At 62.0% G+C, this 19,905-nt stretch carries 14 protein-coding genes; 4 read left to right on the top strand and 10 right to left on the bottom strand.

Annotation, left to right across the window (positions count from 1 at the left end; translation table 11 throughout):
* Positions 1 to 48 precede the first annotated feature (48 nt).
* The 4 genes from DWQ09_03630 to DWQ09_03615 form a co-directional block, all read right to left on the bottom strand.
* Positions 49 to 462: a DUF4399 domain-containing protein gene (locus tag DWQ09_03630; GenBank protein ID KAA3629354.1), complete on the bottom strand. Its 414-nt coding sequence runs from the start codon at positions 460 to 462 to the stop codon at positions 49 to 51.
* Positions 463 to 594: 132 nt separating this feature from the next.
* A complete protein-coding gene (locus DWQ09_03625) occupies positions 595 to 1,650 on the bottom strand; it encodes a succinylglutamate desuccinylase (protein ID KAA3629353.1) in 1,056 nt (351 codons plus the stop codon).
* A 6-nt stretch (positions 1,651 to 1,656) separates the two neighbouring features.
* Positions 1,657 to 2,562 carry a 30S ribosomal protein S6--L-glutamate ligase gene (locus DWQ09_03620; protein KAA3629352.1) on the bottom strand — a complete coding sequence of 302 codons (906 nt, stop codon included), beginning with the start codon at positions 2,560 to 2,562 and terminating at the stop codon, positions 1,657 to 1,659.
* 40 nt (positions 2,563 to 2,602) lie between these two features.
* A complete protein-coding gene (locus DWQ09_03615; protein KAA3629836.1) occupies positions 2,603 to 3,088 on the bottom strand; it encodes an ATP-dependent zinc protease in 486 nt (161 codons plus the stop codon).
* Between the two features lie 239 nt (positions 3,089 to 3,327).
* Between DWQ09_03615 and DWQ09_03610 the strand changes: the two genes are divergently transcribed.
* Positions 3,328 to 3,648: a DUF3579 domain-containing protein gene (locus DWQ09_03610; protein ID KAA3629351.1), complete on the top strand. Its 321-nt coding sequence runs from the start codon at positions 3,328 to 3,330 to the stop codon at positions 3,646 to 3,648.
* Between the two features lie 90 nt (positions 3,649 to 3,738).
* Here the strand turns inward: DWQ09_03610 and DWQ09_03605 are convergent, their stop codons facing one another.
* The 6 genes from DWQ09_03605 to DWQ09_03580 form a co-directional block, all read right to left on the bottom strand.
* Positions 3,739 to 5,139, bottom strand: coding sequence for a C4-dicarboxylate ABC transporter permease (locus tag DWQ09_03605; GenBank protein KAA3629350.1), 1,401 nt, complete (start codon positions 5,137 to 5,139; stop codon positions 3,739 to 3,741).
* Positions 5,136 to 5,759, bottom strand: a complete 624-nt coding sequence (locus DWQ09_03600) for a TRAP transporter small permease (protein ID KAA3629349.1) — start codon at positions 5,757 to 5,759, stop codon at positions 5,136 to 5,138. Before DWQ09_03600 ends, DWQ09_03605 begins: the two co-directional genes overlap by 4 nt.
* 23 nt (positions 5,760 to 5,782) lie before the next feature.
* Positions 5,783 to 6,772, bottom strand: coding sequence for a C4-dicarboxylate ABC transporter (locus DWQ09_03595; GenBank protein ID KAA3629348.1), 990 nt, complete (start codon positions 6,770 to 6,772; stop codon positions 5,783 to 5,785).
* Between the two features lie 283 nt (positions 6,773 to 7,055).
* Positions 7,056 to 8,402: a sigma-54-dependent Fis family transcriptional regulator gene (locus DWQ09_03590; protein ID KAA3629835.1), complete on the bottom strand. Its 1,347-nt coding sequence runs from the start codon at positions 8,400 to 8,402 to the stop codon at positions 7,056 to 7,058.
* Positions 8,403 to 8,597: 195 nt separating this feature from the next.
* Positions 8,598 to 10,898, bottom strand: coding sequence for a PAS domain S-box protein (locus DWQ09_03585; protein KAA3629347.1), 2,301 nt, complete (start codon positions 10,896 to 10,898; stop codon positions 8,598 to 8,600).
* A 178-nt stretch (positions 10,899 to 11,076) separates the two neighbouring features.
* Positions 11,077 to 13,344, bottom strand: coding sequence for an NADP-dependent malic enzyme (locus tag DWQ09_03580; GenBank protein ID KAA3629346.1), 2,268 nt, complete (start codon positions 13,342 to 13,344; stop codon positions 11,077 to 11,079).
* Between the two features lie 480 nt (positions 13,345 to 13,824).
* On the opposite strand from DWQ09_03580, the gene DWQ09_03575 reads away from it, so the two are divergent.
* Genes DWQ09_03575 through DWQ09_03565 form a run of 3 tightly spaced genes read left to right on the top strand, consistent with a single transcriptional unit; the run spans position 13,825 to position 19,814 of the window.
* On the top strand, positions 13,825 to 16,962 hold the full coding sequence (locus DWQ09_03575; GenBank protein ID KAA3629345.1) for an EAL domain-containing protein: 3,138 nt from the start codon (positions 13,825 to 13,827) through the stop codon (positions 16,960 to 16,962).
* A 33-nt stretch (positions 16,963 to 16,995) separates the two neighbouring features.
* Positions 16,996 to 19,374, top strand: coding sequence for a HAMP domain-containing protein (locus tag DWQ09_03570; protein KAA3629344.1), 2,379 nt, complete (start codon positions 16,996 to 16,998; stop codon positions 19,372 to 19,374).
* Complete coding sequence (locus DWQ09_03565; GenBank protein KAA3629343.1) at positions 19,371 to 19,814, top strand: response regulator; 444 nt, start codon at positions 19,371 to 19,373, stop codon at positions 19,812 to 19,814. The genes DWQ09_03570 and DWQ09_03565 overlap by 4 nt, the downstream gene beginning before the upstream one ends.
* The last annotated feature ends 91 nt before the right edge of the window (positions 19,815 to 19,905 follow it).

Genomic DNA, 19,905 nt, shown 5'->3' with positions numbered 1-19,905 from the left:
GCAAAAGCCCCCACTCCGGGGGCTTTTTTTCGCCCTCGATCCGGGAGCCTACTTCACCGTGATCTCGATCCGCTTCGACATCACCGGTGGATCATGAGGAATATGGACATGGTCGCCGAGCAGCAGCTGCAGTGTATGCCGGCCCGGGGCCAGCTCGATAGTGGTCTCCGTCTGCCCGCCCCCGAAGTGCTTGTGGCGATCATCGGCCGGTATCGGCACGCCCCTGGGCAGCTCGCCTACGTCGATCAACAAATGATGATGACCGGTTCCCGCCTTCTCGACCCCGGCGGGCGCCACGCCCATGCCCCGCAGTCCGAACCGGATCGTCACAGGGCTGTTCACCGTCTCGCCATCCTTGGGTGAAATGATGTAGAGACTTGCCTCATGTTGGGCCGACATTGCGTTCGGCATCAGAACCATTGCCAACAGAACGGCAATTCCCGGCAGTACTCGTTTCCACATGGTCGTTCTCCTGTCGCGCAAAACCCGGCGTACCGTCGCTCAGTCACGCCCGCGCCAGTCGCAGTTACCTGAATAGGGTATAGCTGATTTTCTGAGTATTGCACTCAAGATTATGAGTGCTGTGAGTGTGGCTTAGAGGATCGGGCCTTCGGCGTGGGTCTCGTCGGGTGTCTCGGGCCACAGCGTCTCGTGGAACTCCTCCACGCTCCCCGCCACCTCGTCAAGACGTCGGAATCGCGCCAGATGGAAGAGCGCATCGCCTTCGTTGGCCAAGGGCAGATTGGTGCGCCCGATGACGATGCCTTCAAAGGGCGCGCGCACCTCTGCCTCACGCTCGCCAAAAGGATCGGCCACCACCGCCAGCAGGCCGTCCTTGCTAATCCGCCCCCCCGGCGGGACCAACATACGCAGCACGCCGCTGATGGGCGCCCGCACCCAGCTGGTCGCACGGGCCACCACTGGTTCAGGGGCTGCGCGCCGGCGTTTTCCCGCGGGAAGCATCTCGAGTATGCGCATGACATTGAGAATGCCGCGTTCTCCGGCGCGAATCGAGATCTCATCGAAGCGCAGCGCCTCGCCGGTTTCAAAAAGCAGCGTCGGGATACCCAGTTCGGCCGCCGCCTGGCGCAATGAACCATCGCGCAGATTGGCGTTGATCAGTACCGGGGCACCAAAGGCACGCGCCAGTTTCAGGGTCTCGGGATCGTCCAGGTTGGCGCGGATCTGCGACAGGTTGGTGCGATGGCCCGCACCGGTGTGCAGATCAACGCCGTGGGTGCACTTTTCGACGATTTCGGAGAGAAACAGCCGCGCCAGGCGGCCGGCGAGCGACCCGGACTCGGAGCCGGGAAAGCTGCGATTGAGATCGCGCCGGTCGGGCAGGTAACGCGAGTGGGAGATGAAGCCGTGGACGTTGACCACGGGAATCGCCACCAGCGTGCCGCGCAGGCTGCGCAGTATCGGCGTCTTGACCAGACGGCGAATGATCTCCACGCCGTTGATCTCATCGCCATGCACAGCGGCACAGACAAACAGCCGCGGCCCGTCGCGCCGCCCGCACACCACATGCACCGGCATCGCCACCGGGGAGTGGGTGAAGAGATGCGGCAGCGGTAGTTCGATGGTCTCGCGGCTGCCGCGCTTGATCTCACGGCCGGCGATGGTGAAGCCCGAACCCGCCTTCGCCATATTGCTTCAGCCCTTGCCGCGGGTACGGGTGCGATTGGGTTTGGCGTTCTTCTCGATGAACTGGATGACCAGGCCGGCGATGTCCTTGCCGGTCGCCTTTTCGATGCCCTCCAGGCCGGGCGACGAGTTGACCTCCAGCACCACCGGACCATGGTTCGAGCGCAGGATATCGACACCGGCTACATTCAAACCCATGGTGCGCGCGGCACGCACGGCGGTAGAGCGCTCCTCCGGCGTCAGCCGGATCAACGTGGCGCTGCCCCCGCGATGCAGATTGGAACGGAACTCACCCGCCTTGGCCTGGCGCTGCATGGCGGCGACCACCTTTTCACCGATGACAAAACAGCGGATGTCCGCGCCCCCCGCCTCCTTGATGAACTCCTGGACCAGGAAATTGGCGTGCAGCTCACGGAAGGCATCGATCAGACTCTCTGCCGCCTTGTGGGTCTCGGCCAGCACCACACCGCGGCCCTGGGTTCCCTCCAGCAGTTTCACCACCAGCGGCGCGCCGCCGACCAAACGGATCAAGTCCTCGGTATCGCTCACCTGATGGGCGAAACCGGTGACCGGCATCCCCACCCCCTTGCGTGACAGCAACTGCAGCGCGCGCAATTTATCGCGTGAGCGGCCGATGGCCACCGACTCATTGAGGGGATAACAGCCCAGCATTTCGAACTGGCGCAACACCGCCAAGCCATAAGTGGTGATCGAAGCGCCAATGCGCGGAATGACGGCATCGAAGTCTTCCAGTTTCTCGCCACGAAAGTAGATGCTCGGGCGCATGGTGGCGATATCCATGTGGCATCGCAACGGATCGACAACCAGTATTTCATGTCCACGCTCCTTGGCCGCTGCAGCCAGGCGTGAGGTGGAGTAGAGCTTACGATTGCGCGAAAGAATGGCGATCTTCATAGACGGCTCCGTGCACGGGTGATTTTTTGCATGGGACGGGTCAACGGTTTCGCGGCGGTCGGCCGAAGAGGTACGACTTGCCCGAGTTGACCAGGAAGTTACCGCACAGGGCGGTGCGCCCCAGTAACATCCTGAAACGCATGGTATCACGGTTGGTGAGCGTCAATTCGATGGGCCAACTCCGCTCCCCCAACTGCGCCTGGGTGACGATCACGTAGCGTTGCTCGCGATGACCACCGGAATCACTCACCCAGCGATAGTCCACCACGTCAGCGCTGGTCTCCACGGTAAGATCGTCGCAATTCTGCAGCGGGTGGATTCCGAAACGCACGCGCATGCGCCCATCCTCTTCGTAGGGCTCGACGAAATAGGCGTGCAGAGCCGAGGTGCGCGCCCCGGTATCCACCTTCGCCTTGATACGATTGATGCCGAGATCGGGGAGCGACACCCACTCGCGCCAACCGATTAATCGCATCTCCTCGCTCATCACAAACCCCTCACGGTAATCTGCGGCGATCATAGGCATCTCCGGCTTCACTGTCAGCCTTCCATGCGCAGATCGCAGCGTATCCCTCTGTGCATGCTGCTCTGCAACATACGTACTGAACATGCTGGAATCCGCCTCCTCATCACGCAGCGTCTCTCCACCCCTAATGTACCTGGCAGTGATCCAAACTAGCGATTGCATCCCCAATGGGGGAAAAATACACTTCACTTTAGAGATATACGTCACGCAGTCAGGGCGGTCACGCCGCAGGAGGATTCATGTCGGACTCCGACAAACCGGGAAAAATCATCATCGAAGGCATTACCCAGAAGGGCAAGACGTTTCGACCCAGCGACTGGGCCGAGCGCATGAGCGGTAACTTCTCAACCTTTCGCGGCCGCCGCATTCAGTACTCGCCGTTTCTCAAACCAGCGGTAAAGAACGGCATCAAATGCATGGTTGTCGACAACTCGCTCAAGGAGAAAGACCCCGAGCAGTATCGGCAGATCATGGAGTTTGCGCGCACCAACGACCTGCGCCTGTGCGACGAGATACCGGGTGACGAAGAGCCCCAGATTATTCCGGAGGCGAAGAAGTAACCCATCGGCATATTCTCCCCAGACAGATGAAAAGGCCCACCGGTCGGTGGGCCTTTTCATTTCGGGGGCGCTGCCTGCTAAAACGATGCCTTACTTGTAACCCCGCAGCTGATCGATGAACTCCGGCAGGAACAGCGAGATCTGCGGAATGTAGGTGATCAGAATCAGGAAAAAGAGCAACAGACCCAGCCACGGCATGGCGGCCTTCACCGCCCACCCCAGGCTGTTGCCGGTGATGCCGGCCGTGACGAAGAGGTTCAACCCGACCGGCGGCGTGATCATACCGATCTCCATGTTCACCACCATGATAATGCCGAGATGGATCGGGTCGATCCCCAGCTGTACCGCGATGGGAAAGAGAATCGGCGCCATGATCAGGATGATCGCCGAGGGCTCCATGAAGTTGCCCGCCGCCAACAACAGCAGGTTGACCACGATCAGGAAGCCCCATGCCGGCAGGCCCCAATGGACGATTACCTCGGTGATCGCGTGGGGGATGCGCTCGGTGGTCAGCACATGGGCGAACAGCATCGCGTTGGCGATGATGAAGAGCAGCATGATGGAAACCTTGGCGGCATCCATCACCACATGGCGCACCTCTTGGTCGCCGATGCATTTGGGCATTGCCCAGGCGATTTGCGCCATGTTGCGCACCACCATCGAGCCAGCGCCCTCACCCGCCTTGCGCCAGGGCACCCGCTTCAGTGGTCCCATGTCGCGATAACCGAAACAGGCGACCAGAAAAGCGTAAACCGCGGATACCGCCGCCGCCTCGGTGGGGCTGGCGATACCACCATAGATCGAGCCGAGCACGATAATGATCAGCATCAATCCACCCAGGGCGCTGAATCCCGAGGCGAAGAGCTCCCTGAATCCCGGCCAATCCTGCGCCGGCAGCCCCTTGACGCGCGCCACGATGTAGATGGCGACCATCAGCAGCAGACCCATCATGATGCCGGGGATGAAACCGGCCATGAACATACGCGCCGCCGACTCCTCTGTCGCGGCCGCATAGACCAGCATCACAATGGACGGGGGTATCAGAATCCCTAACGTACCGGCGTTGGCGATGACGCCCGCGGCGAACTTCTCGGGGTATCCCGACTTCACCATGCCGACGATGACGATGGAGCCGATCGCCGCCACCGTCGCCGGTGACGAGCCCGACACCGCCGCAAACAGCATACAGGCCATGACCGAAGCCATGGCCAGACCGCCGCGGATGTGCCCCACGCAATCGATGGCGAAACGGATGATCCTGCGCGCCACACCGCCGGTGGAGAGGAAGGCCGACGAGAGAATGAAGAACGGGATCGCCAGCAACGTGTAATGTTCGGAAAGCGCCTCGAACAGTTTCAGTGCCACCGAGGCCAGCGAATCGCTGGAGAAGAACAGGATGGTCAGCACGCTGGAGAGGCCCAGAGAGATGGCCACGGGCACGCCCATGAAAATGCAGATGAACAGAATGATGAACAGCGCGGCGGTGGTCATGCCTTGGCCTCCTCTTCCTTATCCTTCTCAGCCAAATGCATGCTCTCCTTGGCCTCGTCGGAGAAGCTGAAGCCGACCGCCTTGCCGACGATCACCGCCCACATCAACATCAGCAGTCGTATCACCAGAAACACGAACCCCACGATCAACATACCATGCGCGATCCACACCGGCAGCGCCGGGTCTTCGGCATCGACACGCAGCGCCTCCCAGGCGGTCTCTTCGGACATCAGCCATAACAGCGCACCGGGAAATTTCACATCCTCCAGCCCAATGCCGATGCTGTACATCTTCGCCAGGTACACCCACGAGCCGACCAGGAACAGCGCGCAGTAGACCAGGCACAGCGCGATGGCCAGAACGCTGACCACGCGGTGCGCCTTGTCGGGCAGCAACCGCACTGCGGCATCGACACCGATGTGGGCACCGACCTTGATGCCGTAGGAGGCCCCAAACAACACGAACCACGCCGACATATGCAGCGTCAGCTCCTGAGCCCACAACAACCCAGTGTTGAAGCCGAACCGCAGCACGACCTCCAGGAACACCAGCAGGGTCATCAAAACGAGGAGGAGGGAGATCACTCCCTCCTCCACTTTGTTGGCGATGTTGAGAAACATCTACGCGACTCCGCAGGGAGTGATTACTTCGCCTTGGCGGCGGCGTTGATCAGATCGGAACCGATCTCGCCTTCAAACTTCTTCCACACCGGCTTCATCGCCTCGACCCACTGGGTGCGTTCGGCGGCACTCAGCTTGATGATCTGGGTGCGGCCGGATTCGGCGATGCGCTTCATGTCGTCGGTGTCCTTGTCGAGCGCCACCTTGTTGCCGAAGGCAATCGCTTCGGCCATCGCCTTGTCGAGCTCGGCGCGGATGTCCTTGGGCAGACCGTTCCAGAACTCCGTCGAGGTCACCACCAGATAGCCCAGGTAACCGTGATCGGACTCGGTGATGTAGTCCTGCACCTCGAAGAACTTCTTCGAGTAGATGTTGGACCAGGTGTTCTCCTGACCGTCGATCGCCTTGGTCTGGAGCAGGGTGAAGACTTCGGAGAAGGGCTTTTTCAGCGGCGTCGCGTTAACCGCTTCGAACTGGGCTGCCAGCACATCGGAAGTCTGGATACGGAACTTCAGTCCGGCGGCGTCGGCAGGTACTTTCAACGGTTTGGAGGAAGAGATCTGCTTCATGCCGTTGTGCAGGAAGCCGAGACCGACCAGGCCCTTCTTCTCCATGGAGCGCATCATTTTGGCGCCGTCCTTGGAATTCATGAAGGCATCGACGGCGGCCATGTCCTTGAACAGGAACGGCAGATCGAAGACCTGAAGTTTCTTCGTGTAACGGTCGAACTTGGACAGCGAGGGTGCGGCCAACTGAACGTCACCCAACAGCATCGCCTCCAGCACCTTGTTGTCGCCGAAAAGCTGGGAGTTGGGATAGACCTCGACAACGACCTTGTCGCCCAGACGCTCGGCAACGAGATCACGGAACTTGTTGGCGGCCTGACCCTTGGGGGTGTTTTCGGCCACCACGTGGGCGAACTTGATGACTATGGGTGCTGCCATCGCCTGCATGGATCCCATGGTCAGGGCGGCGGCGGCAACTGCAGCGGTTGCAAATGTACGAAAACGCATGACTCTCGTCTCCTAGTGGCTTTCTAAAGGTATGAATCTTATGGGTATCCGGCCACGGCATCGGCGGTTCATCGCCGCCGCTGGTTATTGCGGCCGGTTCCACTGGCCAGGTGCAATTCAAGGGCCAACCCTAGCTGGCAGGTGAGGATTCGCAGATCGCACCTGTTATAACAAGGACTTATCTCTGTTATAAGGTTTTCTGTTGCGATGCACCAAGGTGCGAAGATCCGCACATCTGGAAAGTCACTCCGGCGAAACACCACACAGCTCGAGGCCGCGCCTTTTAGGTATAGTCGCTGCGGCTGATGTCGTATTTCTTCATCTTGTCGTAGAGCGTCTTGCGCGGCAGACCGAGCGCCTCGTAAGTCGCCTTGACGTTGCCCTGCTGGTGGGCCAGTTCCTGGACGATGAGGCTCTTTTCGAAGAGCTCCACCTGTTCGGGAAGCGTCAGGGGTGGGTCATTGGCTGCAGCGCCGCCAGGCCCCGCCACGGCCGGTTCGTAGCAGCCCAGCGCAAAGCGTTCGGCCGCGTTCTGCAGTTCGCGTACATTGCCCGGCCAGGATTGGGCAATGAGATCGTGGATGGTCTCCGAAGTGAGCGGCGCGGCGCGGCGTCCGTAGCGCGCGCAGGCGGCGGTGAGAAAGTGTTCGAAAAGCAGCGGTGCGTCTTCGATGCGGTTGCGCAGCGGAGGAATCTCGACACGCACCACATCCAAGCGGTAGAGCAGATCCTCACGAAAGGTGCCCTGCGCCACCAGATCGCGCAGATTGACCTTGGTGGCCGCCACGATGCGCACGTCCACGGCAATACTGTCATTGGAGCCCAGCCGCTCGATGACGCGCTCCTGCAGTACACGCAGCAGCTTTACCTGCAACGGTATCGGCATGCTCTCGATCTCATCGAGAAACACGGTGCCGCCGCTGGCATGCTCGAAGCGGCCGACACGCCGTTTCACGGCGTTGGTGAACGCACCCGGCTCGTGCCCGAAGAGTTCGCTCTCGATCAGCGCCTCGGGGATAGCGCCGCAGTTGAGGGCCACGAAGTTTCTGTTTCGGCGCGGGCTCTGTGCATGAAGGCTGCGCGCGACCAACTCTTTGCCGGTTCCGGTCTCGCCGAGAATCAACACGTCGGCGTCGGTCTCCGCGACATTGGCAATGATCTGGCGCAGGCGAGTGATGGCCGGTGACTTGCCGATGATGACCGGCCCATCGCTGCCCTTTTCCTTGAGTTCCGAGCGCAACACCCGGTTCTCGATCACCAGCCGGCGTTTCTCCAGGGCGCGGCGCACCACATCGATCAGCAGCTCCGCCCGATAGGGCTTTTCGATGAAATCGTAGGCGCCGTCACGGATCGCCTGCACCGCCATGGAGATCTCGCCATGCCCCGTCACCAGCACCACCGGCAGGTCGGTGTCGAGCGCGCGCAGACGCTTGAGCAGTTCGAAGCCATCGATGCGCGGCATCTTCACATCGGTCACCACCACGCCCGGCCAGTCGCTGGCGACATGCGACAACGCCGCATCAGCGCTAGGGCAAGCGATCACCTCGAGCCCAGCCAGCTCCAACGTCTGCCGGCCGGCACTCAGTACGTGCGGTTCGTCGTCGACCAGAATGACCGTGCCTTCACTCATATTGATCCTTTTACTGAATTTCATTCGCGCGAAGACGCAAAGGGGCGCAAAGATATTATTGGGCAGATCGAGCACCCTCGTCGGCCCATGGCCGCACGAGCATACGGTGTGTTCCGCCTTGCCCCCAATTCAGCGTAAATTTTTTTCATGCTTTGCGATTCTTGGCGCCTTTGCGTCTTTGCGCGAGATAAAAGTTCAACGCCCTTCCGCCACGGCCCCCGCCGCCACGCCGGGCGCCTCCTCCTCCGCCAACGGCAACTCCACAGTAAAGATACTGCCACCCTCCGGGTGATTGGCGGCGCGCAGCGCCCCGCCGTAGTCGCGAACGATGCCGTAGGAGATGGAGAGGCCCAGACCCAGCCCCTCACCCACCTCTTTGGTGGTGAAGAAGGGATCGAAAATGTGCGCCAACTGATCCTCGGCAATCCCGCTTCCGGTATCACGAATGGTCAGTATCCCTTTGCCACTGTTCCGCGCATAGCCGATGAAGAGTTCGCGCCGCTCGCTATGGGCCATGGCATCGAGCGCGTTCTGCAGCAGATTCAGAATCACCTGCTCGAGCCGGATCGGATCACCCAGCACCCGGACATCGCCCTCCGGCGCCTCGCGATGCGTCTGAAACCGATCCATCCTGGTGTGCGAGGCGATCAGACCCAGCGCATAGTCCACCACATCGCCCAGCGATACCGGCACCGGCTCGCCGCTGGTGCGACGGGCAAATGCCTTGAGATGCCCGGTGATCTCGGCCATGCGGTCGGTCAGTTCGACGATGGCGCCGAGATTGGATACCGCATCCGCGCGCCGCTGCCGCGCGAGCAGCACGCGTGCGTTGTCGGCATAGGAACGGATCGCCGCCAACGGCTGATTGAGTTCGTGGGTGATGCCCGCCGACATCTGACCGATGGCCGCCAGCTTGGCCGCCTGAACCAGTTCGTCCTGCGCCTGGCGCAGCACCTCTTCGGCACGTTTACGCTCCTGGATCTCCTCCTGCAGACGACGGTTGGCCTCCACCAGATCGGCGGTGCGCACCTTGACCCGCTCTTCCATCTGATCGTGGGCACGGCGCAGCGCCTCTTCGGCGCGCTTGCGTTCGGTAAGGTCGTGCAATGTGACCAGAAATCGTTCTCCGCGTGAAAAGCTCATCCGGCTTACGGCCATCTCCACCGCAAAGGTGGTGCCATCGGTGCGGCAGGCCACGGTCTCCAGCACCTCGGGCTGGGTGTAGACGCGCTGCCGCGCATCGGCCATCCAGCGTTCCACCGACTGCCCATCGGGCAACGAGATCAGATCCGTGAACGGTTGGCCGACCACGTTGGCCGAGCGCACATTGAACAACAGCTCGGCAGTGGGATTGAAGGAGTCGATCCTACCGTCCGTATCGATGGTCACCAGTCCCGCCTGGGTGCTGGAGATGATCGAGCGGGTATTGGCCTCGCTCTGCTCCAGCGCCTCGCGCGCACGGCGCTGAAACTCCATACGCACCATCAGATTGACGCGCCGCTGATAAAGGAAACCACTAGCCAGCACCAACGCCGCCATCAGTACCGCGGCGAGGATCATCTGAATCAGGGCATCCCGCTCCACCGGGTCGGTATCGGTGAGCAGGTGGATGATCCAGTTGGCGTAAGGCACCTGCGAGGTCTGGACCAGATAACGGGTGCTCTGCGCCCTGATGCGGCCCGCCCCACCCGGCTCGCGCAAGGTCAGCAGGCGCCATCCGCCCGGTTGATAATCCTCCCCGCTCACCGGCAGGGGCAGCAGTTCGGCATCGGAATACTGGCGACTGGCCCGGAGCTGTTCACGTTCGGCGGGGTCCAGGGGTTTCACCGTGCGAAACACCCAATCGGGCTTGGTGGAGAGGAAGATCACCCCCTTGGCATCGGTGACGATGACGGTATCGGTATCGTGGGAGAGAAGTCTCTCCAGGCGCTCGGCGCTCACCTTGAGCACGACTACCCCGAGGATGGCCTGGTCCTGCTGCACCGGAAAGGAGAAGTAAAAACCGCGCCGTTGCGAGGTGGTGCCCAGCGCGTAATAGCGCCCCGCATGGCCCTTCATCGCCTCCTGAAAATAGGGGCGGAAGGCGAAACGTTTACCGACGAAGGGCAGTGCGGTGTTCCAGTTGCTGGCGGCAAGCGTCAGGCCGGAGCGATCCATCACGTAGGTATCGGAGGCACCGCTGATCTCGTTGAAGCGTTCCAGATAGCGGTTGATCGGCTCGCCGCCCACGACCGACTCGCCACGCTGCAGCAGTTGGACGACCTCTTTGTTCTGCGCCAGGATGTGCGGCAGAAATTCGAACTTCTCCAGTTCTCCCTGCAGGCTGAATCGATAGAGGTCGAGTTTGTCCGCACCGCGTTCCTGCAGTTGACCCAACCCGTCGTCGGTCGCCTTCGTCCCCACCCACCACAGGACCAGGGGAAAGATCGCCACGATCAGGCCGGCCACGATCCAGCGTATTTGCAACGAACCCGGCATCAATCGCCCCGCCGCCATCGGGCACCGATCCGCATCACGCGCTCGTGTGGTGGGATTTGCAGGATGGGGTCCATGGCAGGGTCTCCCAATGCCCGGCGCATGCCGTTCTTCAGGCAAGTCGCTTGCGAGTAAACCAAGCGTTCACGCTATCACAGCGGTGCATGTGCGGAAACCCGCACATGCACCGCGAGACCGATTACGAGACCGCCGCATCCGCCGCCGCCAGGGCACCCAGGTTGACCGCGCCGCGGGTCGTCACCGTGCGGTTGAGGATGTGCACCGGTTTGGCGGTGCCGAGCAGGATCGGCCCGACCGAGACACCGTTGCCGATCGCCTTGATGGCGTTGAAGGTGATGCTCGCGGCATCCAGGCTGGGCATCACCAGCAGGTTGGCCGAACCGGTGAGCTTGGACTTGGGGAACACCCGTTGCCGCACCTTTTCCGAAAGCGCCGCGTCGGTCTGCATCTCCCCTTCGATCTCGAGTTCCGGCGCACGCTGCTCGATGATGGCCCGCGCTTGACGGAGGCGCAGCGCCGAAGGGCTGTCGACACTCCCGAAGTTGGAGTGCGACACCAGCGCCACCTTGGGTACCATGCCGAAGCGTCGGACTTCGGCCGCCGCCAGCAGCGTGATCTCCACCAGTTCATCGACGCTGGGTTTGTAGTTGATGTAGGCGTCGGCAATGAAATAGGTGCCTTTGTCGAGGATCAGCAGTTGCATCGCCGCCGGCACCCGCACTCCCTCGCGCAGACCGATGATGTCGACGATCTGCTTGTAGTGCTCGTGGAAGCCGCCGCTGGGGCCGGCGATCATCGCATCCGCCTCGCCGCGCCGCAGCAGCAGCGCGGCCAACGCCGTCGGACTGCTGCGCAGGATACCTTCGGCATCGGCGGGCAGCACGCCACGGCGACCCATCAGGTCATGATACTCCGCGGCCAGTTCGCCATACCCACCGTACTCCCCCGGATCGAGCAGTTCGAAGTCGCTATCGGGCCGCACGCGCAGACCCAGGCGCCGGATATTCTGCTCCACCACGGAACGACGACCGACCACCAGCGGCGGCAACGCGTTCTCCTGGAGCAGGGTCTGAACGGTACGCAATACGCGCTCATCCTCACCACCGGAAAAGAGCAGGCGGCGCGGGGCCTCGCGGATGACGTTGAACACGCCCTTCATCACCGTGCCCGAGCGCACCACGTAGCGACTCAGTTGCTCGCGGTAGGCACGCATATCTTCGATGGGACGGGTGGCAACCCCGCTCTCCATCGCAGCCGCCGCCACCGCAGGAGAAATGGCAGTGATCAGGCGTGGGTCGAAGGGCTTGGGGATGATGTAGTCGGGACCGAAAACGAGCGACTGCCCCTGATACGCGTCTGCCACCACATCGGAGACCTCGGCCAAGGCGAGATCGGCTATCGCCTTGACGCAGGCGATCTTCATCGCCTCGTTGATGGTGGTCGCCCCCACATCCAGCGCTCCGCGAAAGATGAACGGGAAACAGAGCACGTTGTTGATCTGGTTCGGGTAATCGGAGCGCCCGGTGGCGATGATCGCATCGTCGCGCACCGCCAGCACCTCCTCGGGCATGATCTCGGGTGTTGGATTGGCGAGTGCGAAGATCAGCGGACGCGGCGCCATGCGCGCCACCTGCTCGCCCTGCAACACCCGTGGCGCCGAGAGGCCGAGAAAGATATCCGCCCCGTCGATAACGTCGTCCAGCGTGCGCGCCTCGGTAACAATGGCGTAGCGCGCCTTGTAGGGGTCCATCTGTTCGCTGCGTCCCTGGTAGACCACACCCGCAATATCGGTGACCGTGATGTTTTCCGGTTTCATCCCCAGCGCCACCAGCAGATCGAGACAGGCGAGCGCAGCGGCGCCGGCGCCGGAGGCCACCAGGCGCACCTGCCCGATCTCTTTTTCCACCACTCGCAGTCCATTGAGAACACCGGCCGCTGTACAGATCGCGGTGCCATGCTGATCGTCGTGAAAGACCGGGATCTTCATCCGTGCGCGCAGCGCCTTCTCGACGATGAAACACTCGGGCGCCTTGATATCTTCGAGATTGATGGCCCCGAAGGTCGGTTCCAATCCGGCGATGGTCTCGATCAACTGCTCGGGATCGTCCTGATGGATCTCGATATCGAAGACGTCGATGCCGGCGAACTGTTTGAAGAGCACCGCCTTGCCCTCCATCACCGGCTTGGAGGCGAGCGCGCCGATCGGGCCCAGCCCGAGCACCGCGCTGCCATTGGTGATCACGCCGACCAGATTGCCGCGCGAAGTGAACTCCGCCGCGCTGGTGGGATCGTTGACGATCTCCTCGCAGGCGAAGGCGACACCGGGCGAATAGGCCATGGCCAGATCGCGCTGATTGGCCAGCGGTTTGGTGGCCTGGATGGCCAGCTTCCCGGGTTTGGGGTAGCGGTGGTAGTGGAGCGAACTCTCGCGCAGATCTTCTGCCATGGTTGTACCTTCAGCCGACGATGGAGGGGTGATAAGAAAAGATTCGGTAAGCAATGGCCGTACCAAGCGTCGATCCAACCCTGCCTGGCCGCGTGGTGCTTGCAGCGTATCACCTCAAGCTTAGACAGCCGCGGATGAAGTCGCTCAAGCCGGGGTGAAAATCTGCCGTTATAGAACCTGACGTGTGTGGACAACCGCACACTCCGATACACGCGTGAATCACTCCGCCCTTACGGGATGCACCGGCAGCGTGACTTGACCGTCCATTAAGCAACTGCTAAACAACTGATCCATACGCACAATGATTTTGGGGAATTCATCTAAACCACGCCGGCTGGCCACGCGGCCATCGGGTGGATAACAACAACAAACGCGGCCGCCAACGCCGCCATTGACCGAAACGCGTATTCGCCCGTGCAGCAGACCATCAGGCTAGTGGTGCCCGCGTTGACCCGACCAGAGGACAAGGGCACGCAGTAGATGAAGCAGTCCAACGAGCCACCAGGCATGCGGGCCGAAGCGGCGTGGAGCGCCGATATCGACGGTCGCCTCGCGGGCCGACTGAACATCCTGCTGGTGGAGGACAATCCCGGCGACGCGCGCCTGATCGTCGAGGCGTTGAAGGATGTGCCCGAGATCGACGCCGAGATTACAGCAACCGCCCGGATCTCTGAAGCGGAGCGCCTGCTCCAAGCCCCGCACGCCTTTACCCTGATCCTGCTCGACCTCCACCTGGACGACTGTGAAGGTATCGAATGCCTGGTGCGCACCCGCAACGCTGCACCCGACCTCCCCGTCGTCGTACTCACCGGTCAGCAGGACGATGAGCAGGCCCGACGCTATATCGAGCTCGGCGCCCAGGACTACCTGATCAAAGGCGAGACCGATCGCGACATCCTGGTCCGCACGCTGCGCTATGCCCTGTCGCGCGCCAGCATCGTTCACCACCTGCGCCAGCAGACCGAGGCACTGGAGGCGGCGCGTACCGAGCTCACCACGCGCGTCGCCGAGCGCACCGCGGAACTCACCCACCTCAACCGCGCCCATCGTGCGCTGAGCGCCGCCAACCACGCGGTGATGCGTGCCGAATCGGAACAGCAGCTGCTCCAGGAGGTGTGTCGCGTCATCACCGAGATCGCCGGCTACGAGCTGGCGTGGGTGGGCATTCCGCAGCAGGATGAAGCGACCACCGTGCGCGTCGCGGCCGGTGCGGGCACTGCCGCCAAATACCTCGAAAGTCTCCGCGTTACCTGGGGCGCCGACTCCAAATTCGGCAACGGGCCGGTGGGCAAGGCGCTGCGTGAAAGGCGCACGGTGGTGATCCGCGATATCGAACTCGATCAAGGGTTCGAACCGTGGCGTGAACAGGCGCTGGCCAGCGGTTTCCGTTCGGTGACCGGCATTCCGCTTATTGAAGAGGGCGCATCCTGGGCGGCACTGGCGATCTACTCCAGCGACGGCAATGCGTTCGACAGCGCCGAAGTGACGCTGCTCAAACAGCTGGGTGCCGATCTCAGCTACGGGATGCGCACTCTGCGCCTGCGCGACCAACACGCCCGCACGCTGCACCAGCTGGCCGATCGCGAGCAGATGCTGCACAGCCTGGTCCAGATCGCACCGACACTGATCGTGCTCTGGCATCCCGAGGAGGGCATCCAGCTCTTCAACAGAACCTCCGAGACGTTGAGCGGCTATCGCTCCGAGGAGGTGCTGGGAAAAAATCTCATCGACCTCTTCGTGGACGATGAGGAACGGCAAGCCAGCCGTGAAACCATCGACCGGATCGTGGCAACCGGCGGCACCGCGGAGTGCGAGGTGACCTGCCTCACCCGTGGCGGCGAGCAGCGCCGCATCGAATGGCACTGCACCGCACTCGCCCGCCCTGACGAAACGAATTCGGTACTCAGCATCGGCGTCGATATCACCGAACGGCGCCAGCGTGAACACCAGATGCGCCAGCTCTCCAGCGCCATCGAGGCCGCCGCCGAGATCGTCGCCATTACCAACCGCAACGGGATCATCGAGTACGTCAACCCCGCCTTCGAGGAGAGCTCGGGCTACAGCAGCGCTGAAGTTCTCGGGCGCACGCCGGTGTTGCTCCAGTCCGGCCTGCACGATGAGGCGTTCTACAGCGATCTGTGGCAGACCATTCTTGGCGGCGATACCTTCCGCGCCGTCTTCATGAACCGGCGCAAGGATGGCGAGCTTTTCTATGAAGACAAGACCATCACGCCGCTGATGGACGCCGACGGCGAGGTGACGCACTTCATCACCACCGGGCGCAACGTCACCAAGGAGCGGCAGGCCGCCGAGCAGATTCATCTGCTCTCCAGTTACGATGCACTCACCGGTCTGCCCAACCGGGCCCATTTCGTCGATCGTCTGGAGCAGACCCTCCATCACCGCAAGGGCGGTGATAGCATACTCGCCACGCTGTTTCTCGACGTCGATCGTTTCAAGGTGATCAACGAGACGCTCGGCCACGCTGCCGGCGACCAGTTGATCCGCGATATCGCCAGGCGCATCAACGACTGCGTGCGCGGCGGCGATATCCTCGCGCGCCTTGGCGGCGACGAGTTCGCCATCCTGATGCAGAACTACGAGGCCAACGACGATGTCGCCCCCTTTGCCACGCGCATCCTCAACACCTTCAAGGAACCGTTCTCGATCGACAGCAAGGAACTCTTCGTCACTGCCAGCGTGGGCATCAGCCAGTACCCCGCCGACGGCAAGGATGCCAGCCAGCTGTTGGGCCGCGCCGAAGAGGCGATGTATCAAGCCAAGGAGCGCGGCAAGAATCGCTTTCAGTTCTACAGCGCGGACACCAGCTCGCGCAGCTTTGAACAGCTCTCGCTGGAGACCTCACTGCGCAAGGCGCTGGAACGCGATGAGTTCGTGCTGCATTTCCAGCCGCAGGTGGATATCCACACCGGCGCTGTCGAGGCGGTTGAGGCGCTGATCCGCTGGCAACATCCCGATCTCGGGCTGGTCGCACCCGCTGACTTCATTCCCCTGCTCGAGGAGACCGGGCTCATCGTCCCGGTCGGCGAGTGGGTACTGCACGCCGCCGCCGAACAGCACGTCGCCTGGCGCGAGGCCGGCCTGCCGCCGCTGGAGATGGCCATCAACCTCTCGGCCCTTCAACTGCATCAGGAGAACCTGATTGCGGTGGTGGAGACGATACTGCGGGAGTCCGGCATGGAGGCCCGCTATCTGGAGCTCGAGATCACCGAGAGCGCGGTCATGCAGCGTATCAAGGAGGTGGCCAAGCTGCTGCGCAGCTTCAAGGCGATGGACATCCGTTTGACCGTGGACGATTTCGGCACCGGTTACTCCTCGCTCAGCTACCTCACCCAACTGCCGATCGACGCGCTCAAGGTGGATCGCTCCTTCGTGCGCAACGTCCCGGACAGCGAGCAGGATGCGGAAGTCACCCAGGCGGTGGTGGCGCTGGCGCATTCGCTGCGCTTGATGGTGGTGGCCGAGGGCATCGAAACCGAGCAGCAGCTGCAGTTCCTGCGCTCGATCGGCTGTCACCGCGCACAGGGCTTTCTCTTCAGCCGCCCGGTGCCCGCGGATCAGATTCCGGCTCTGCTCTCCGCGCCGCTGATGCATTGATCGCCGCGCCGAGCCAAGCCCCGATCTTTCGCGATGCGCATTCGCCGTAAACTCCAGGTCACGCTGCTCGCCCTGTTATTGGTGCCGTTGGCCGTCGTCAGCCTCTACGCGTTGCAGAGCATCGAACGCTATTTCGTCTCCGCCGCGCAGGAAGAGCTGCACAGTCACGCCATCACCGTTGCCGGCCTGATCCGCACGTCGCTCGCCGCCAAGCAGGCGCGCGCCGAGGATTTTGCCTCGGACGGATTCATCCGTTCCCGGCTGGCCAGGCTGCAAATGATACCGGCTGCGAGGTACAACGATGAGAATGCCCTGCTGCTGACGCGTCATCTGCAGCAGAACAAACTGGTTCTCGACCGTGATCTGCGCGACATCCACGTGATAAACAGTCTGGGTATCGTCGTTGCCGACACCGACCTCGACGAGATTGGCGAGACGCAGAGTGGCGAAGAGTTGCGGATTCGCGGCATCCAGGAGACCTACCTGGTCAGTGCCTTCAACTCCGAGATTGAAGGCGTCGAGTTGCCGCATCTCGGCGTGGCTACCCCCATTACCGATCTGGCGGACGGAAAGATAATCGGCGCATTGATCAACCTCTACGACTACGGGTTTCTTGACGCCGCACTGAAAAACGTGAAAGCGCACCGGCATCGAGTGACCGAGGGTGGGAGTGACGGCATCAAGGTAGAGGGTTGGATATTCGACGACGAGAGACGACCGCTGGTCGCCAATAGCCTTGCGGGGACCGACTCCGCCCTGCTCGCAACCTCGCTATACCCGCTCATCGAGTGGTGCCGCGATCACAACAAGGGCGTCATCAGCACGTTCGAGCACCCCGGTCAGGGGGTTGTTTGGGCTGCGGGCGCCTGTATAGATACCGATCACGGGCGTCGTTGGACGGTAGTACTCCACCAGCCGGCCGCCGCCGCGCTGGGACCACTGCGCACCTTGCAGGGCTCGATGCTGGGTCTCGCGGCGATCATGACCTGGCTCGGCTGGCTGACGGCGCAGCGTACCGCGTACACGATTGCCGAACCCATCGAGGCGCTGCGCAAAGGCGCCGGCATCATCGGCAGCGGACAACTGAATCATCGTGTCGCGACCAACAGCAACGATGAGGTTGGCGACCTGAGCCGCGCTATTGATGCGATGAGCGAGAATCTGCAAAAGATCACCGCATCACGCGACGAACTCGAAGAGGAAATCACCGCGCGGCAGACAGCGGAGGCGGCGCTGGCGCTCTCGGAAAAGAGATACCACGGCATCTTCGAGCAGGCACCCATCGCCATTGCCATGCTCGACCACGACGGCCTCTGCGTTGACGGCAACCCCATGTTTCACACCCTGATGGGGCGTGAAAACGAAGACTCAGAACCCGTTAACCTCTTCGACCATCCGGCGATCATCGCCGCGGGCCTGACCCGCAACCTGGTCCGTCTGTTACACGCAGGCATACCGTTCTCCCAGCCCGCCGTCAATCTCCTCGATCCCGCGACGCACAAGCCGCTGCGCATCGAGGTGCGCGCGGTGCCGATTCTGCTTGGCAATGAGATCAACGGTGGCATCATTCTGTTCGAGGACACCACCGAACTGCACCAACTGACCGAGGAGCTGGAGAGCGCGGCACTGGAGCTGGCACGTTCCAATCAGGAACTGGGGCAATTCGCCTACATCGCCTCGCACGATCTGCAGGAGCCGCTGCGCATGATCTCCAGTTATCTGCAACTGCTGGAACGGCGTTACAAGCCGCAGCTCGATCAGGATGCCCGGGAGTTCATCGACTACGCCGTCGACGGCGCCAGGCGGCTGCAGGCGATGATCCAGAGCCTGCTGGAATACTCGCGCATCGAGACACGCGGCGAGCCGCTGGCGCCGATAGCCCTGCAGGAGTGTTTTGAGGAGGCGCGCAAGGCGCTCGCGCACAGCATCAGGGATCGCCAGGCGGAGATCGTTTGCGATGACCTGCCGCGGATCCGGGGGGATCGACACCAGATGGTTCGTCTGTTGCAGAACCTGATCGGCAACGGTATCAAGTACACCGGCGACCGGACTCCCCGTATCGAGGTGCGGGCAATGGCCCTCGCGCAGGTGCCGCGGGAGCTGCTGCCCGATGGCGTGCAGCTGCACTCGGGGTGGTTGATCATCGTGGCCGACAACGGCATCGGTATTGCGCCCGAGCACCACGAGCGCATCTTCAACATCTTCCAACGCCTGCACGGCCGCGGTGAATACGAAGGAACGGGCATCGGGCTGTCGATCTGCCGGCGTATCGTCGAGCGCCACGGCGGGCAGATCTGGCTGCGCAGCACCGCAGGCAACGGCTCCACCTTCTACTTCACACTGCCCTATCCGGCGTACGATAAAACCGCGCAGGCACCGATACGCCAACCCTGTGAGGAGGAAGCGCTATGAATCCCCGCGATGGTGTTCCCGTCGAGATATTATTGGTGGAAGACAATCCAGGCGATGTGCGGCTGACCCGCGAGGCACTCAGCGACGCCAAGGTGGCCAACAACCTGCACGTGGTGGAAGACGGTGTCGAGGCACTGGATTTTTTACGTCGCAATGGCAACCACTCCAGTAAACCGCGCCCGCATCTGGTGCTGCTCGATCTCAATCTGCCGCGCAAGGATGGCCGCGAGGTGCTGGAGGAGATGAAGTCCGATCCCAAACTGAAACGCATCCCGGTGATTGTACTGACCACCTCCGATTCGGATGAAGACGTCCTGCGCGCCTACGATCTGCACGTGAACGCTTACATCACCAAACCGCTCGACCTCGATCAGTTCGGCAAGGTAGTCAACGCCATCGACGAGTTCTGGTTCAGCATCGTGGCGTTGCCGCCCGAATAAAAAAAGGCGGGATCCTGGGCAGGACCCCGCCAAACGCCAGCTTCGTTTGGGGATAAACCCGGGGCGAAGCTAAGTACCCCGGGCGGGTGGG

This window comes from Pseudomonadota bacterium (assembly GCA_008501635.1).
Lineage (GTDB): Bacteria > Pseudomonadota > Gammaproteobacteria > QQUJ01 > QQUJ01 > QQUJ01.
Note: the sequence above shows the minus strand (reverse complement) of the source record. Positions and strands in the feature narration are given on the sequence as shown.